Source organism: Pseudomonas sp. SL4(2022), assembly GCF_026625725.1.
Taxonomy (GTDB): domain Bacteria; phylum Pseudomonadota; class Gammaproteobacteria; order Pseudomonadales; family Pseudomonadaceae; genus Aquipseudomonas.
The window spans coordinates 1,819,169-1,836,465 of the sequence record NZ_CP113060.1 but is presented as its reverse complement, the minus strand read 5'-3'; the positions used below and the strand labels follow the sequence as shown (position 1 = coordinate 1,836,465).

Below are 17,297 nucleotides of genomic sequence, written 5' to 3'. Positions count from 1 at the left end.
CCTTCCCCTACAGGCCGGCGTGGGCAGCAATGGCGGTGGCGATGGCGATGGCCAGGTGCGACGGGTTGCGCTTGATCGAGTATTCGGTCAACTCCGGGTGAGACTCGACGAAACTGGTGTTGAACTGGCCGCTGCGAAATTCCGGGTTACGCAGGATTTCCTGGTAATAGGCGGCGGTGGTTTTCACCCCCTGCACACGCATGTCATCCAGGGCGCGCAGGCCGCGCGCCAGCGCCTCTTCCCAGGTCAGCGCCCAGACCACCAGCTTCAGGCACATGGAGTCGTAGTAAGGCGGAATGGTGTAGCCGGTGTAGATCGCCGTGTCGGTGCGCACGCCGGGGCCACCGGGGGCGTAGTAGCGGGTGATCTTGCCGAACGAGGGCAGGAAGTTGTTCTTCGGGTCCTCGGCATTGATGCGGAACTGCAGGGCATAACCACGGTGGATGATGTCTTCCTGCTTGACCGACAGCTCCAGGCCGGCGGCGATGCGAATCTGCTCGCGGACGATATCGATGCCGGTGATTTCCTCGGTGATGGTGTGTTCCACCTGCACCCGGGTGTTCATCTCCATAAAGTACAGCTCGCCATCCTCGGCCAGCAGAAACTCCACGGTACCGGCGTTCTCATAACCGACGGCCTTGGCCGCGCGCACCGACAGGTCGCCGATGTAGGCACGCTGCTCAGGCGTCAGCTGCGGGCTGGGGGCGATTTCGATCAGTTTCTGGTTACGCCGCTGGATCGAGCAGTCGCGCTCGAACAGGTGCACGGTGTTGCCGAAGCTGTCGGCGAGAACCTGCGCCTCAATGTGCTTGGGATTGACGATGCATTTTTCCAGAAACACTTCGGCGCGACCGAAGGCCTTGGTCGCCTCGGAGATCACCCGTGGGTAGGCCTGCTCCAGTTCATCGCGGCTGTTGCAGCGGCGGATACCGCGACCGCCACCGCCGTTGGTGGCCTTGAGCATCACCGGGTAGCCGATGCGGTCACCTTCGCGCAGTGCCTCGGCGATATCCGCCACGTTGCCTTCGGTGCCGGGAGTGCAGGGCACACCGGCGGCGATCATGCTGCGCCGCGCTTCGGTCTTATCGCCCATGCGCCGGATCACTTCCGCCGAAGGGCCGATGAACTTGATCCCGCGCTCGGCGCAGATTTCCGCCAGTTCGGCGTTCTCGGAGAGGAAGCCATAACCGGGGTGCAACGCATCACAACCGGTTTCCACCGCCAGATTGACCAGCTTGCGCGGGTTCAGATAACCGGCCAACGGCTCTTCACCGATGCTGTGGGCTTCGTCAGCGCGTTTGACGTGCAACGCATGGCGATCGGCATCGGAATATACCGCCACCGAGCGAATGCCCATTTCGGCACAGGCCCGCACGATGCGCACGGCAATCTCACCGCGGTTGGCTATCAGGATTTTCTTGATCACGAGCCAGCATCCTCGATCACGTGAGCAGGCAACCGACAAAACCGGTCGACGTGTGACCACAGCTGTAGAAGCGGTCAGGCGCTCACGCTACGCCGGCTTGGTGATTAACCAAAATCAATAATTATTGGGTTAGGCATTAGCTAAAGCTTATAGTTGGAACTGCCCGACTCCGCAAAACAGGTAATAATCGTGCGTAAGTCTCTGTTGCGTATGACATTTCGTCAGATTCAGGTATTCCGCTCGGTGTGCAGCCACCTCTCATACAGCCGCGCGGCAGAGGAAATGGCCCTGACCCAGCCGGCGGTCAGCCTGCAGATTCGCCAGCTGGAGGAGCTGATCGGCCAGCCGCTGTTCGACTATGTCGGTAAAAAGCTCTACCTGACCGAAGCGGCCGAAGCCCTGCTGCGCGCCAGTGCGGATATTTTCGGCCGCTTGGAAAGCCTTGATATGCAGCTCGCTGACCTGCAAGGCTCGCTGCAGGGGCAACTGAGCCTGGCCATCGAATCCAGCGCCAAGTACTTCGCTCCCCACCTGTTCGCCGCTTTTCGTCAGCAATACCCAGAAGTCAACTTACAGCTGGTGGTCACCAATCACAGCCAGGCGCTCAAGCGTCTGAACGCCAACCGCGATGACCTGCTGATCATGTCACGCGTGCCGACGGACATGAATCTGGAGTTTCTGCCCTTCCTGAATAACCCGATCATCGCCGTGGCACCGCCCGATCACCCGCTGTGCATGCAGGGTCCGCTGAGCCTGCAGGACCTCACCGCATTTCCGCTGCTGATCCGCGAAGCCGGCTCTGGCACACGCCAGGCCTGTGAGGAGTATTGCCACCAGAAGCGCGCGCACTTTGCGCAAACCCTGGAAGTCGGCTCCATGGAAGGCCAGTGCGAAGGTGTCATCGCCGGCCTCGGCCTGGCTTTGCTGCCACGCCACGCCGTGCGCCGCGAGCTGGAATGCGGCGCCTTGCGCGAACTGCCGGTGGCCGAGCTGCCGCTGCTGCGCAGCTGGTGCCTGGTACACCCGCGCAGCAAATACCTGTCACCGGTGGCCCAGGCGTTTTTCGCCTTTGTGCGCGATCAACGCAGCCTGATCAACGCCCTGGCTGAACGCTTTGCCGCGCCAATGCCTGCTTGCCCGCCAGGTAGTTGACCGCAATCAGCTCCGGATAATCCGCCAGCTGCTGTTGCAACTGGCGCTGCTCGGCATAGCTCTCAATGGCGCGGCGGTACTCCATACGGCGCTGATCCAACAGCTTGCGCCGGGCTTTGGCGTCGCTGCTTTCACGAGATTGCGGTTGATCCAGATAGCCAGACATAGGGGCAACTCCCAAGCTGAATAAGGGAGTACCAGCATCGGCTGCCTAGATGACGCTTTGATGGCCAAGCGATAACGCGATGATGAAATCAGTCGTCGCTGTTCTTGTGCGCCTTGGGCGACAAGCGCAGGCTGCGCAAACTGCGCTTGACGCTCTTCAGGTGGTTGACCAGGCCTGGCCCGCGGGCCATGGCCACGCCCATGGCCAGCACGTCGATCACCACCAGATGCGCAATGCGCGAAGTCAACGGGGTGTAGATTTCGGTGTCTTCCTGCACATCGATGGCCAGGTTGACGGTGGCCAGGTCGGCCAGCGGGGTCTGGCTCGGACACAGGGTGATCAGCGTCGCGCCCGCCTCGCGGACCAGATTGGCAGTGATCAGCAGGTCCTTGGAGCGTCCGGACTGGGAAATGCAGATGGCCACGTCAGTGGGCTTCAAGGTCACTGCACTCATCGCCTGCATGTGCGGGTCGGAATAGGCCGCTGCAGTCAGCAGCAGGCGGAAAAACTTGTGCTGAGCATCCGCTGCCACCGCGCCGGACGCACCGAAGCCATAGAATTCCACCCGTTGCGCATTGGCGATCGCCGCAATGGCCTGCTGCAGGGCCTGGGTGTCGAGCTTCTCGCGCACCTCGATCAGGGTGTGCAGGGTGGTGTCGAAGATCTTCAGGCTGAAGTCCGCCACCGAATCGTCTTCATGAATCGCGAACTGGCCAAAACTGGCGCCGGCAGCCAGGCTCTGTGCCAGTTTGAGCTTAAGGTCCTGAAAGCCGGTGCAGCCAATCGCCCGGCAGAAGCGCACGATGGTCGGCTCACTGATGCCGACACTGTGGGCCAGCTCGGCCATGGAACTGTGCATGACCGAGGCCGGGTCGAGCAGAACATGATCCGCCACCTTCAGCTCGGACTTGCGTAACAGGGGGCGCGACTGGGCAATGTGCTGCAACAGGTTCACAGGTTTAGGCTCGACATTTGGCTAACGAATCCATCAAGCACGCCGCATTCACTGGCATGACTCGGTTATGATCGGCGCACGATGGGTTGTAGTGACCTTGTAGTTATACTACATGGCCGCCGCCCCCGCACGGCTAAACCGAGTCGGAGTTCCCACCTTGAGCATTCCCTGCGACATGCTGGTGTTTGGCGGCACCGGCGACCTGGCCCTGCATAAACTGCTGCCAGCGCTCTACCACCTGCATCGCGCCGGTCGTCTGCATGACGATACGCGCATCCTCGGCCTGGCCCGCAGCAGCCTGGCGCGTAGCGCCTTCCAAGCCCTGGCCGAACGCCATTGCCGCGCTCAAGTAGCGCGCAACGACTTCGACAACGACACCTGGGCCCGCTTTGCCGCACGCCTTGACTACTTCGCCATGGATGCCAGCCAAAGCGCTGACTTTGGCCGCCTGAGCAAGCGCCTGGGCGAAGACCACGAGCGCGTGCGCATCTATTACCTGGCCACCGCGCCGGATCTGTTCGAAGACATCGCCTCGCACCTGAAGATCGCCCGTCTGGCCGGGCCCAAAACGCGCATCGTGCTGGAAAAACCCATCGGCCACTCGCTAGAGTCAGCGCAAGCGATCAACGCCGCCATCGGCGCGGTGTTCGACGAGTCGCGGGTGTTTCGCATCGACCATTACCTGGGCAAAGAGACGGTGCAGAACCTCATGGCGCTGCGCTTTGCCAACGCCCTGTTCGAGCCCGTATGGCGTGCCGGACACATCGACCACGTGCAAATCAGCGTGTGCGAAACCCTCGGTGTGGAAAACCGTGGCGCCTACTACGAAAAAGCCGGGGCCATGCGCGACATGATCCAGAACCACCTGTTGCAGCTGCTCTGCCTGGTGGCGATGGAAGCGCCGGTGCGCTTCGATGCCGAGGCGGTGCGCAACGAAAAGGTGAAGATTCTCGAAGCCCTGAAACCCATCAGCGGCCTCGATGTGCAAGACAAGACCGTGCGCGGCCAGTACGCCGCCGGCAAGATCGGCGGTCAGGAAGTGCCGGCCTACTACTTCGAAAAGAACGTGGACAACGACAGCGATACGGAAACCTTTGTCGCCGTGCAGGCCGAGATCGACAACTGGCGCTGGGCGGGCGTGCCGTTCTACCTGCGCACCGGCAAACGCCTGGCACGCAAGACCTCGGAAATCCTTATCCAGTTCAAGCCGGTGCCACACCAGCTGTTCGGCGGTGGCGAAGCCAACCGCCTGCTCATCCGCCTGCAACCGGAAGAGCGCATCAGCCTGCAACTGATGGGCAAGAGCCCCGGCAAGGGTATGCACCTGCAACCGGTGGAACTCGACCTCAACCTGGCCGACGCCTTCCACAAACAGCGCCGCTGGGATGCCTACGAACGCCTGTTGTTGGATGTGATTGAGGGCGATTCGACGCTGTTTATGCGCCGCGATGAGGTGGAAGCCGCCTGGAACTGGGTCGACCCGATCATCAAGGGCTGGCACCAGCACTACCAGAGCCCACGCCCCTACCCGGCCGGCAGCGATGGCCCGGAGCAGGCCGGTAACCTGCTGGAGCGCCACGAACGGCAGTGGATGGAGTAGCCCAGCGGCTAGGCCAGTTGCTGCTCAAAAAGCTCCAGCACAGCCTCCGGTAACTGTTTACGCAGCCCTTCACCGCTGATCAGCAGCAGCAGCGGCAGCAGTTGCCGCAACGTACTCGGCTGCAAGCCGGCGCACACATCGGCCTGCCGCACCAGTGACAAACCACCCAGCACCTGGGCGGCCACCGGCAGGTTGCGATCGGCCACCGCCGCTTCAGTGAGTTTGCACAGATAGCCGGTGGAGAAACTGCGCAGGCTCTCGCTGATCAGCGGCATGTCGACGATATGTCGGGCAATCTGCAGCACATGGTCAACATCGTTGATGCCGTAGATCAGCACCTTGATCTGCTTGGCCGACAGGCACTCGGCATAACGCGCCGCCGTGGCAAAGGCGCCATCGGCGCAGAGCTGTCGAGCCACCTCCAAGTGCAGGCTATCCGGCAGGCTCAGGTAGGTGTCGAGAATCAACCGTGGATCGAGGTGCACCGTCACCGCTGCGGCAAACTCGATGGGCATGGCCATGATCAGCTCGCGCAACTGCCCGGGCGGCATGTGCGGCGCCAACAATGCCGCCTTCTCTGCCCCCAGCTGCTGCACCAGGCCCAGCTTGACACTCAACGGGGCCATGGCCTGGGACGCCAACAACAGGCGCAGGCCGACACTCAGGCTCGCGGGTTTGGGCATACGCAACCTCCACTCAATCCGTCCAGGCTGTCAGGATTGCGCGCCATCAGGACAAAGGCAGCCATCTTTGATTGGGTTAGTCGCCCCTGCCGACCCGCCCCACCACATCACAGCGTCAGCCTAGCCAAGGGATTGGGAATGGAAGAAACGCCACCCGCGCAGTGCCACCCCTCGCGCGTTGCGCCCCTATCAAAAGTCAGTTGCTGTACTGATAAATAATCGAATCAAACGCTCCCGAGCGGTATCCGCGCTCCAGGCATTGATTGAATTTCTGCAGAAACCAGCCCATTTTCAGGCCAGCGGAGATGCCCAGGTACTTGCTGTCCGTCTTGAACGGCTCCGGCAAGGTAACGAACATCGCGCCTTGCAGATCCGGGTTGTTTCGCACCAGGCGTTTGAGGTCAATGCTGGAGCCCAGCAAAATCGCATCAATGCGCTCGCGCATCAACATGGCCAGACCATTGCGCGTTTCATTGAACCCGATAATGGTCAACGTGCCATCCGCCACCGCCGCATCAAAGACATTGCCATAACTGGCGCCGATGCTCGCACCAATCAGCTTGCCACGCAGATCGCCCACCTGCTGAAAGGGAAACTCACGGCCCTGCTTCACCACCAAGACAATGCGCTCGGTAAAGATCGGCTCGGAAAAATCGAACAGGGCCAGGCGCTCGTCATTCATCGACAGGCCAATCACCCCACCCTCACCACGCTGGGCCATGGTGTAGGCGCGCATCCAGGGCATCAGGCGGATGCGGTAAGGCACCTGTATTTCATCCAGACACTGGCGGCTGATATCCACCACGATGCCTTTGGCCTCACCGTTTTCCTCGTAATACTTGGGAAACCCGTCATGTGCACCAAAAACCATAAAGGCCTCGGAAGCCGTCACATGAGCCGACACAAGCATCATCAACAGCAGGCATAGCAGCCGTGAAGCGGTCATGGCAGACACCTCAAACGAGGCCAAAAGGTGCGCATCACTCTAGGTCGTAGCAGCACCGAGGACCACCCGCACCGCCCAGTGGTGAAAGCGCTAGCGCTCATGGCGATACGCGCGGAAGTACAGCAGCACCACTGCCAACGCCAGCACACCCAAAGTACCGGCACCGACAAACAGCACCTGATACCCCAGCCACGTGGCCAACAGCCCGCTGGTCGCGCCGACCACACCGGCCAGCAGCAGCTGCACGCTGGCCTGCAGGGTAAAGTCGGCGCCTTCATGCTCGGGGCGACACTGGCGCATCATCACGGCAAACAGCGCCACCGTGGACATGCCATCGGCAGTCTGTTCGAACAACGCCAGCAGATAGACCAGGCCGACATTGCCGGCAGCGCTCACCAGCAACGCCATTGCAGCGATACCGAGCGCCTGCAACAGGCCGAACAGCAGCAACGCCCTCAGCGCGCCAATGCGGGCATACAGCAAACCGCCGAGAAATGCTCCCGCGATACCGGCCAGGCTGCTGATCAACGTCAGCTGGCCCAGCTCGGCGTTGCTCCAGCCCTGGTCCACCAACATCGGCTTGATCATCGGCGAACCCAGCGCATCACCCAGCTTGAAACTCAGCAGCACCGCCAGCCAGAACAACATGCCGGGCTGCTGCAGCAAACCACGGTAATGCCGCAGTAACAGGCCCGGCCCGGCCGGTTCCGCCTGTGCCAGTTGAAACGGCAACTCGCGCTTTTCGTTAAAGCGCCAGATCGGCAGCGTCATCAGCATCAGCAGGCCTGCCACCAGCGCCAGACTCAGGTGCCAGCCCAGGACATCCATAGCCAGCAGCAGACCACTGCCGCTGACCAACATGCCGACCTTGTAGCCACCCACCTGCAAACTGTTACCCAGGCCGCGCCAACGCTCCGGCAACAGGCGCACGGCCAGGCCATCGGTGGCAACATCCTGGGTCGCGGCCGCCAGGTTGACCAGCAGCAACAGGCTGATCAGCACAAGGAAATAGCTGTCGAATAACCGCGCAGGATTGATCAGCGCCAGGCTCGCAATCAACGCAATAACACCCAGCTGCAAGGGCAAAATCCAGCCACGATGATGCCCCAGCCGCGACGAAGCCAGCCGATCGACCCAGGGCGCCCAAAGCACCTTGAGCAGCCAAGGCAAGGCCAATAACTTGAGCAGACCAATCAACGCCAGATCAACGCCGTGTTGGCGCAGCAACACCGGCAACGAATGGGCCACCAATCCCGAAGGCAACCCCTGCGCGCAATACAGCGAAGCCAGCAGAATCAGGGTGGCATTGGCCGGACGCGCGGCGGGAACGCAAGAAGTGGGCGGCATGGAGCATCCTGCAAATCAGCAAAAGCGCGACAGTAGCGGCCAAGCCGGCGGCAGACAAGCCGCCGGCTTGGCAGTCAGAACTTGCTGGCCTGCTCGCGCAACAGCTGGGCGAATTGCTCGGCCGGCACCGGTCTACTGATCAGGTAACCCTGGATCTCGTCGCAGCGCTGGCTCTTGAGGAAATCCATCTGCGCCTGAGTCTCCACGCCCTCGGCGACGACCTTGAGCTCCAGGCTGTGAGCCATGGCAATAATGGCTCGAGTGATCGCGGCATCTTCACTGCCTGCGGTGAGGTCGCGAATAAAGGTCTGGTCGATCTTCACGTAATCCACCGGGAAGCGCTTGAGGTAGCTGAGCGAGGAATAACCGGTCCCGAAGTCATCGATCGCCAGCTTGACCCCCAGCTCACGCAGCTGCCGGAAAGTGCTGATGACGCTCTCAACATTGTCCAGCAACTGGCTCTCGGTCAGCTCCAGCTCCAAATAGTGTGGCGCCAGGCCGGTCTCCTCAAGCACCTGACGGACCAGACTGAGCAGGTTGCCCTGACGTAACTGATGCACCGAGAGATTCACCGACACGCGAATCCGCGCCAACCCCTGTAACTGCCAGGCACTCACCTGTTGGCAAGCCTGGCGCAGCACGAATTCACCGATAGCACCAATCAGCCCGGTTTCTTCGGCCAGGCCAATAAAGTCGCTCGGTGGCACCAACCCCAGTTCCGGGTGACGCCAGCGCACCAGCGCCTCGGCCGCATTGAGGCTGTCGGAGGCCAGGCACAGCTTGGGTTGATAGAACACCTCCAGCTGGCCTTCGTGGATACCTTTACGTAGCTGGTTTTCCAGTTGCAGGCGCTCCAGGGTGCAGGCCTGCAGGTTATCAGTGAAGAACTGGAAGGTATTGCCGCCCAAGTGCTTGGCATGTTGCATGGCCATATTGGCCTGACTGACCAGGGCGGAAATCTCCCGCGCATTATCCGGCAGCAGGCTGATGCCCAAAGACGCGCTGACCACCAGTTCGTGCCCACCAACGGTCATCGGCACGCGCAGCTTGCTCAACAGGCGGCTGGCCAACCGTGCCAGGCTGGAGAGGCTGCCGTAGGAGTCGATGAGGATGGCAAATTCATCGCCGGACAAGCGCGCCAGGGTATCGGCTTCAGGTATCGCCTGAGTCAGACGACGACTGACCTGACGCAGCAGCTGGTCGGCGACCTCATGGCCAAGGCTGTCATTGAGCAGCTTGAAACGGTCCAAATCGACGTGCAACAGAGCAATGCTGCGACCACTTTGACGCGAGCGCTGGCTGGCTTCGTGCAGACGTTCTTTGAATAGACTGCGGTTGGCCAGCCCCGTCAGTTCGTCGTAGTGCGAGAGGTAACGCAGGCGTTCCTCGGCTTCCCGGCGCGACGACAAATCGGCGAAGAAGCCCACGATATGACTGACATTACCCCGCGAATCGCGCACCACATTCAGCTGTAGCCACTGCGGATAGAGCTCGCCGTTCTTGCGCGTTTCGATCAGCTCGCCGCGCCAGGTGCCACTGTTTTCCAGCTCCAGACGAATCATCTGATACTGCCGGCGGCTGTCGCCGCTGCTGATCAGGCTGATCACGCTTTTGCCGACCACTTCGTCCTGGCGATAGCCGGTGACATCACTGAAGGCCTGATTGACCGACAGCAGACGGTAATCCGGATCGAGAATCACGATACCTTCGCTGGCTGCTTCGAACACGGTCGCCGCCAGTTGCTGCTGTTGTTCCTGCACCTTGCGCGCACTGATGTCGCGGCGCGTACCGAGCATCCGCAGCACGCGGCCCTCGGCATCACGCTCGACCGCCCGGCCGCGATCCTCGATCCACACCCAATGGCCTTGGGCATGTTGAATGCGGTATTCGACCTGGTAATCCTCTGTGCGGCCTTTCATGTGCTCAACCAACGCCCGTCGCAACACCCCGATATCATCCGGGTGCAGACGTGGCTTGAGGTCACGCAGCATCACCTGCACCTCATGCGGCTCCAGGCCGAAAATTTCCTTGAGCCGCGAGTGATGCACCTCGTCACTCTGCAGGTCCCAGTCCCACAGTCCCAGCTCACTGGCATCAATGGCCAGGGTCAGGCGCGCACGGCTCTTGCTCAGCGCATAGGTGGTTTCATCCAGTTCCAGGGTGCGCTCGGCGACGCGCATTTCCAGCTCGCCATGGGCCTGGCGCAATTCGCGCTCAGCCCGCCGGCGCTGCTCCACTTCGTGGGCCAATTCGCTGTTAAGTCCTTCAGCCTGATGCTTGGCCTGCTCCAGGTTGCTGATCAGCGCTTGATTCTGAAAGCGCTGCAGCAGGCTGCGCTGCACCAGGCGATTGACCTGCCAGCCCACCACCAGCAAGGCCAACAGCAGAATACTGCCAAGCAACCCCCAGCCTTGCTGCAACGCATTGTCACTGAGCAACAGGTAACCCACCGACGGCAACAGGCAGGGTAAGGCAAACGACAGAAATGCCGTGAAACTGATGGCATAGGCCACACTGGCCGAGAGAATGGCAGCACCGATCAGGCCGTAAACCAGCGCTTGCAGATAAAACACATTCGCCGGCACCAGGGCGATGGCGGCGAACGCCAGGGTCAGTCCGGAAACACCGGCACCTAGCAAGAACAGCCGCTGCCAATGCACTTCTGCCTGACGGCTGGGCCGCGCCTGCTCAAAGGCGCGCACCTGCACCAGGCGCAGCACGGCGAGGATCACCAGCCAGATGACCCAACTGACCAGTAACACTGCTGGCAACGCGCCCCACAACAGGTACGCACAGACCACGCCACTGAGCAGCATGAACAGGGTCGGCACCCGCGACCCCTGATACAGCATACGGGTGCGCTCGGCGGCAATATCGGTGGCAAACAGCTGAGCCACTTCCCGCCCGGAAGTCGGCTTGAGGCCATTTGCCTGGGCAAATGAAGTCGATGCGGTCATAGGCGATTTTCTTATAGTGGTTGCCTGGACGTCGGCGCAGCATACGCGAGCTAGACGCTTCGCCCAAGCCGGATGTGCAGCAATTCACACATCAATTACCAAACTTTCGGTCAGTCAGCGGCGCGGCCATCTGGTTGACTTGGATGACCGACCAGTCGTCCGGTCAAGTGCGGGCACGACGCGGTTTGCCCTGCCTGGCGCAGCCCCCTAGAATGCCGCGATGCACAATGACCCCGAACTTCTGATTGCTTCTCTGAACGATGCCCAACGCCAGGCCGTGGCCGCGCGCGTGGGCCGCCAACTGGTGCTGGCCGGTGCCGGCTCCGGTAAAACCCGCGTGCTGGTGCACCGCATCGCCTGGTTGATCCAGATCGAGCAGGCCTCGCCGCACAGCATCCTGTCGGTGACCTTCACCAACAAAGCCGCCGCCGAAATGCGCCACCGCATTGAGCAGATGCTTGGGCAGAACCCGGCCGGCATGTGGGTGGGCACCTTCCACGGCCTGGCCCATCGCCTGCTGCGCGCGCACTGGCAGGAAGCCGGCCTGGCCGAGAACTTCCAGATCCTCGATTCCGACGACCAGCAGCGCATCGTCAAGCGGGTGATCCGCGACCTCGGCCTGGACGAACAACGCTGGCCGCCGAAACAGGCACAGTGGTTTATCAACGGGCAGAAAGACGAAGGCTTGCGGCCAAAAAACATTCAGCCCGGCGGCGACCTGTTCCTCGCCACCATGTTGAAAATCTACGAAGCCTACGAGGCCGCCTGCGCCCGCGCCGGGGTCATCGACTTTTCCGAACTGCTGCTGCGCGCGCTCGACTTGTGGCGTGATAAACCGGGCCTGCTGGAGCATTACCAGCGGCGCTTCCGGCACATCCTGGTCGACGAGTTCCAGGACACCAACGCCGTGCAGTACGCCTGGTTGCGCCTGCTCGCCAAGGGCAGCGACAGCCTGATGGTAGTGGGCGACGACGACCAGTCGATCTACGGCTGGCGCGGGGCGAAGATCGAGAATATCCAGCAGTTCTCCGACGACTTCAGCGACGCCGAAGTGATCCGCCTGGAGCAGAACTACCGCTCCACCGCCGGCATCCTCAAGGCCGCCAACGCGCTGATTGCCAACAACCAGGGCCGCCTGGGCAAGGAACTGTGGACCGAAGACGGCGATGGCGAGCCGCTCAACCTGTATTCGGCGTTCAACGAGCACGACGAAGCGCGTTACGTGGTCGAGTCCATCGAAGACGCCCTGCGCAAGGACGGCCTCAAGCGCAGCGAAATCGCCATTCTCTATCGCTCCAACGCCCAGTCGCGGGTGCTCGAAGAAGCCCTGCTGCGCGAGAAAATTCCGTATCGCATTTACGGCGGCCAGCGTTTCTTCGAACGTGCCGAAATCAAAAACGCCATGGCCTACCTGCGCCTGCTCGACGGGCGTGGCAACGACGCGGCGCTGGAGCGCATCATCAACGTGCCGGCACGCGGCATCGGTGAGAAAAGCATCGAGGCCATCCGCGAGTACGCCCGCGCCCATGAGGTGTCGATGTGGGGCGCGCTGCACCTGATGGTGAGCAGCAAAGCGCTGCCCGCACGCGCCTCGGGCGCGTTGGCCGGTTTTATAGAACTGATCAATAACCTCTCGGCCAAGGTGCAGGACATGCCCCTGCACCTGATGACGCAGACGGTCATCGAGCAAAGCGGTCTGATTGCCTATCACCAGGCGGAAAAAGGCGAAAAGGGTCAGGCACGGGTGGAAAACCTGGAAGAACTGGTCAGCGCCGCGCGCACCTTCGACAACGACGAAGGCGACGACATGACTCCACTGCAAGCTTTCCTCACCCACGCCTCCTTGGAGGCCGGTGACACCCAAGCTGCCGAGAACGAAGACAGCGTGCAGCTGATGACCCTGCACAGCGCCAAAGGCCTGGAATTCCCCCTGGTGTTTCTGGTGGGCATGGAAGAAGGCCTGTTCCCGCACAAGATGAGCCTGGAAGAGCCCGGTCGTCTGGAAGAAGAACGCCGTCTGGCCTATGTCGGCATCACCCGCGCCATGCGCAAGCTGGTGATCACCTACGCCGAAACCCGTCGCCTGTATGGCAGCGAAACCTACAACAAGGTGTCGCGCTTCGTCCGCGAGATCCCGCCGCAGCTGATTCAGGAAGTGCGCCTGAGCAACAGCGTCAGCCGCCCCTTTGGCGCAGTGAGCCGCAACATGGGCGGCAACAGCATGAGTGGCGACAGCCTGTTTGCCGGCAGCGCGGTGCCGGACACCGGCTTCAGCCTGGGTCAGCGCGTGCAGCACAGCCTGTTCGGCGAAGGCACCATTCTCAACTTCGAAGGCTCCGGTGCACAGGCGCGGGTGCAAGTGAATTTCGAGAGTGAAGGCAGTAAATGGCTAATGCTCAGCTACGCCAAGCTGCAAGCGCTGTAACAACTGGCCGTGGTGCTTATCGCGGGTTGCATGGCCTGTAACCTTGTAGGGTGAATGATGCTTTTTCATCCACCCTCGCAACTGGTGGATGGGTGAAGCGTCACCCACCCTAGGCCTAGCCCTTTATCGTTTAGGACCGGTGGCCCGGCTGCAATCCGAGAGCGATGCAAGCCATGGACTCACCCCGGATTGCATCCGGGCTACGTGCTCAGCCTTTAAACCATAAGGGGCTCACATGATTCGCCGTCCTCTGCTGCTCGTCAGCGCCCTGCTCGCCGCCTTCGGGCTGGCTGGCTGCAAGGAAGAACCTGCCACCCCGCAGACCCGCGCCGAGCCGGTGCAGACCTACCACTGGAAGATGGTCACCGCCTGGCCAAAGAACTTCCCCGGTTTGGGCACCGCCGCCGAGCGCTTGTCCGAGCGGGTGGCGACCATGAGCAATGGCCGCCTGATCATCAAGGTGTATGCCGGTGGCGAACTGGTGCCACCGCTGGAAGTGTTCGATGCCGTGTCACGCGGCACCGCCGAGCTGGGTCACGGCGCGGCCTATTACTGGAAGGGCAAGGTGCCGGCGGCGCAGTTCTTCAGCGCCGTACCGTTTGGCCTGTCCACCAGCGAAATGAATGCCTGGCTGAGCAAAGGCGGCGGGCAGGCCTTATGGGATGAAGCCTATGCACCCTTCGGCGTGAAGCCGCTGGCGGTGGGCAATACCGGCATGCAGATGGGCGGCTGGTACAACACCGAAATCAACAGCCTCGACGACCTCAAGGGCCTGAAAATCCGCATGCCGGGCCTGGGTGGCGAAGTGCTCAGCCGACTCGGTGCCACCCCCGTCAACCTGCCTGGCGAGGAGATCTTCACGGCCCTGCAGACCCGCGCCATCGATGCCACGGACTGGGTCAGCCCGTTCAACGATCAGGCTTTCGGCTTGCACAAGGCGGCCACGTATTACTACTTCCCCGGCTGGCAGGAGCCACAGGCTGTGCTGGAACTGCTGATCAACCAAAAGGCGCTGGACAGCCTGCCGGCCGATTTGCAGGCGATCCTCACCGAAGCGGCCCGCGCCGCCAATCAGGACATGCTCGACGATTACGTCTACCACAACGCCCTCGCGCTGGATCAGTTGAAGCAATCGGGCACCTTGCTCAAGCGCTTCCCGGATGAGGTGCTCGACGCCCTGCAGCGCGAATCCGAGGTCGTGCTGGGCGAACTGGCCGCGCAGAGTGAACTCAACGGCCGCATCTGGGCCTCGATGCTAGCCTTCCAGGCGCAGGTCAGCCAGATGCACCTGCTCTCGGAAAAAGAGCTGTACGACTGGCGTTAATCGCGCGTCTTGCACCCTCTCGCATCGCGGGAGCCTGAGCCACTCAGCGGCGCGCTGCCGGTTCATCACTTGCGCGTCACGCCCCAGCATCACTGCGCAACCGCACGGTGGGCAAAAGTCGGAAACACTCTATGCCTAGCCAGCCGCGCGTGCGCCGGGCAAGATGCCGCGCGTAGATCCATCAACCAAGAGACAGCCCATCATGCAGCGTTTTCTAAGCATCGCCCTGGCCATGTGCCTTAGCCTGGGGCTTACCATGAGTTTCGACGCCGAAGCCAAGCGCATGGGCGGCGGCAAATCCTTGGGCTCTGCGCCCAGCCATCAGGCGCGCCAGGCCCCTGCTCAGCAAACCGCCGCACCGGCTGCGGCTGGTCGTCAGCCGGCAGCAGCCAGCGGCGCATCGAAATGGTTAGGCCCATTGGCTGGCCTGGCCGCTGGTGGTTTACTGGCCGCCATGTTCATGGGTGACGGCTTTGAAGGCCTGCAGATCATGGACATGCTGATCTTCGGCCTGATCGCCTTCCTGCTGTTCCGTTTCCTCGCTGCCCGTCGTCGCCAGGCCCAGCCAGCGGCCGCCGGTGGCGTGCCGTATCAGCGCGAAATGCCGACCCAGACGGCCCCTAGCTCGATCTTCGGCGGCAACGCTGCCGGCGCTGCAATCAAGCCCGTGATCAATGCTCCGGCCTGGTTCAACGAACAGAGCTTTGTGAGTGCAGGCCGTGAGCACTTCCTCAGCCTGCAGCAGCACTGGGATGCCAACGAGATGGACAAGATCGCCGAGTTCGTCACCCCGCAACTGCTGGAGTTCCTGCGCCGCGAGCGCGCCGACCTGGGCGACGGTTTCCAGTCCACCTACGTCGACAACCTCGACGTACAACTGGATGGCGTCGATGACCTCAGCGACAAGACTGTCGCCACCCTGACCTTCACCGGTGTGGCCAAGACCTCGCGCTTCGACCAAGGCGAAGTGTTCAGCGAAAGCTGGCGTCTGGAGCGTCAAGTCGGTGAGAACCAGCCATGGTTGGTGGCCGGTATTCGCCAGAACGGCTGATCCACAGGCTTCACCACAAAACCCGGGCTTGCCTGGGTTTTGTGTTTTTAAGCGCACTCAAGGCGACCGAAATAGCCGCCAAACGGGCCAGACAGGACGAAAGACCTGCATACCCTTTACCCACCTGATGACGCACACTGCACCCTTCGCACAACCACTCTGATGAGGACGGCAGCATGATCGGATACAGCATGATCGGTACCAATGACCTGGAAAAAGCCAAGGCTTTCTACACCGCATTACTGGCTGAACTGGGTGCAAAAATCGTGATGGACGTCGGCCGTGCGGCCTTCTACGGTACCGGCAAAGGTCAGCCCATGCTGGGTGTGTGCCTGCCGTTCGACAAACAAGCAGCCACCCCCGGCAATGGCAACATGATCGCCCTGCCAGGCGGCTCGCGTGAGGGTGTCGATAGACTCTACGCCAAAGCCCTCGAACTGGGCGCGACGTGCGACGGTCAGCCGGGCGAACGCATGCCCGGCTTTTACGGGGCTTACTTCCGCGACCTGGACGGCAACAAGCTGGCGTTCTTCCACATGGGCTAAAAGCCCACCCCGCCTCACCCCCGATTGACACTGCCCGGCGGCTTGGCTGCCGGCGCAGCTTGCTGGGCCTTGTCGCTCCAGGCCTCAACTTCCTCACTGCGCTTGCGGCTGTTCAGCAGGGCGCGGTCGATCATTTCGTTGTAATCGGCCAGCCAACTGCGCGAACCCGGCAGCATATTGGCCAAATCACGCATCCCCGCCTTCAACCCATTCATCACCTGCTGGTAATCACGCTCCTGCGCGCGCAGCACCTGGCTGACTTGGGCGATGCTGTTGGGGTTTTCCGCCCGCTCAAACAGCCCGGTGAGCTGTGACGCTTGCTGGCTGGCCAGCAACTCCTCCTGGTTATTCAGCGCGCTCTGCTGCACCTTAAGCTGCTCTTCCAGCCGTTTAACCTGCTTCTCCAGTGCCTGAATACGCGGTTCATCGCCTGCACTGAACAGGTTGTGGATGTTCAGGCCAACCGACACCAACATCAACGTGCCCAACACCCCAGCCAAGGCCAGGATAAACAAGCGATTGCGCTGACCGGCCTTGGTCAGCAGTTGTAACCGCTCCTCTTCGCTGAGCACACCGTCATCTGACTCTTGCGCTTGGCTTTTCATAGGAAGACCGTTTTATGACGTTCAAAAATTGACACATCATGTACAACGATAGCACTTTGCCAGCCTCCTGCTTGGCGTCAGGCAACACCTGCACAACGGCTCAATCCGCAGGCCT

At 61.5% G+C, this 17,297-nt stretch carries 14 protein-coding genes; 6 read left to right on the top strand and 8 right to left on the bottom strand.

Annotation, left to right across the window (positions count from 1 at the left end; genetic code table 11):
• Positions 1-7: 7 nt before the first annotated feature.
• Positions 8-1,426: an acetyl-CoA carboxylase biotin carboxylase subunit gene (locus OU997_RS08835; RefSeq protein ID WP_108486751.1), complete on the bottom strand. Its 1,419-nt coding sequence runs from the start codon at positions 1,424-1,426 to the stop codon at positions 8-10.
• 189 nt (positions 1,427-1,615) lie between these two features.
• On the opposite strand from OU997_RS08835, the gene OU997_RS08830 reads away from it, so the two are divergent.
• Positions 1,616-2,578 (top strand): LysR family transcriptional regulator, encoded by a 963-nt coding sequence (locus tag OU997_RS08830; RefSeq protein ID WP_324288942.1) that lies wholly within the window; start codon positions 1,616-1,618, stop codon positions 2,576-2,578.
• On the opposite strand, the gene OU997_RS08825 is transcribed toward OU997_RS08830, so the two are convergent.
• Positions 2,520-2,744, bottom strand: a complete 225-nt coding sequence (locus OU997_RS08825) for a PA3496 family putative envelope integrity protein (RefSeq protein WP_108486750.1) — start codon at positions 2,742-2,744, stop codon at positions 2,520-2,522. The two genes, OU997_RS08830 and OU997_RS08825, sit on opposite strands and share 59 nt — an antisense overlap.
• Before the next feature lie 88 nt (positions 2,745-2,832).
• Complete coding sequence (gene hexR, locus OU997_RS08820) at positions 2,833-3,699, bottom strand: transcriptional regulator HexR (protein ID WP_108486749.1); 867 nt, start codon at positions 3,697-3,699, stop codon at positions 2,833-2,835.
• Positions 3,700-3,811: 112 nt separating this feature from the next.
• Between hexR and zwf the strand changes: the two genes are divergently transcribed.
• Positions 3,812-5,299: a glucose-6-phosphate dehydrogenase gene (zwf, locus tag OU997_RS08815; protein ID WP_177479885.1), complete on the top strand. Its 1,488-nt coding sequence runs from the start codon at positions 3,812-3,814 to the stop codon at positions 5,297-5,299.
• An 8-nt stretch (positions 5,300-5,307) separates the two neighbouring features.
• Here zwf and OU997_RS08810 read toward each other — a convergent pair whose 3' ends face one another.
• The 4 genes from OU997_RS08810 to OU997_RS08795 form a co-directional block, all read right to left on the bottom strand.
• Complete coding sequence (locus OU997_RS08810) at positions 5,308-5,982, bottom strand: hypothetical protein (RefSeq protein WP_267809687.1); 675 nt, start codon at positions 5,980-5,982, stop codon at positions 5,308-5,310.
• 196 nt (positions 5,983-6,178) lie between these two features.
• Complete coding sequence (locus tag OU997_RS08805; RefSeq protein WP_108486746.1) at positions 6,179-6,928, bottom strand: substrate-binding periplasmic protein; 750 nt, start codon at positions 6,926-6,928, stop codon at positions 6,179-6,181.
• Between the two features lie 90 nt (positions 6,929-7,018).
• Positions 7,019-8,275, bottom strand: coding sequence for an MFS transporter (locus OU997_RS08800; RefSeq protein ID WP_267809686.1), 1,257 nt, complete (start codon positions 8,273-8,275; stop codon positions 7,019-7,021).
• A gap of 74 nt (positions 8,276-8,349) precedes the next feature.
• The gene (locus OU997_RS08795; protein WP_108486744.1) at positions 8,350-11,232 is read right to left on the bottom strand and encodes an EAL domain-containing protein; all 2,883 of its coding nucleotides are present in this window, start codon (positions 11,230-11,232) and stop codon (positions 8,350-8,352) included.
• 220 nt (positions 11,233-11,452) lie between these two features.
• Between OU997_RS08795 and uvrD the strand changes: the two genes are divergently transcribed.
• From uvrD to OU997_RS08775, 4 genes are all read left to right on the top strand, one after another.
• Positions 11,453-13,657: a DNA helicase II gene (uvrD, locus tag OU997_RS08790; protein WP_267809685.1), complete on the top strand. Its 2,205-nt coding sequence runs from the start codon at positions 11,453-11,455 to the stop codon at positions 13,655-13,657.
• 235 nt (positions 13,658-13,892) lie between these two features.
• Positions 13,893-14,981, top strand: coding sequence for a TRAP transporter substrate-binding protein (locus OU997_RS08785; RefSeq protein ID WP_267809684.1), 1,089 nt, complete (start codon positions 13,893-13,895; stop codon positions 14,979-14,981).
• Between the two features lie 202 nt (positions 14,982-15,183).
• A complete protein-coding gene (locus OU997_RS08780; protein WP_108486741.1) occupies positions 15,184-16,032 on the top strand; it encodes a Tim44 domain-containing protein in 849 nt (282 codons plus the stop codon).
• A 176-nt stretch (positions 16,033-16,208) separates the two neighbouring features.
• On the top strand, positions 16,209-16,577 hold the full coding sequence (locus OU997_RS08775) for a VOC family protein (protein ID WP_108486740.1): 369 nt from the start codon (positions 16,209-16,211) through the stop codon (positions 16,575-16,577).
• A gap of 14 nt (positions 16,578-16,591) precedes the next feature.
• Here the strand turns inward: OU997_RS08775 and OU997_RS08770 are convergent, their stop codons facing one another.
• Entirely contained in the window at positions 16,592-17,182 is a 591-nt protein-coding gene (locus OU997_RS08770; RefSeq protein WP_108486739.1) for a hypothetical protein, read from the bottom strand.
• Positions 17,183-17,297: the final 115 nt, after the last annotated feature.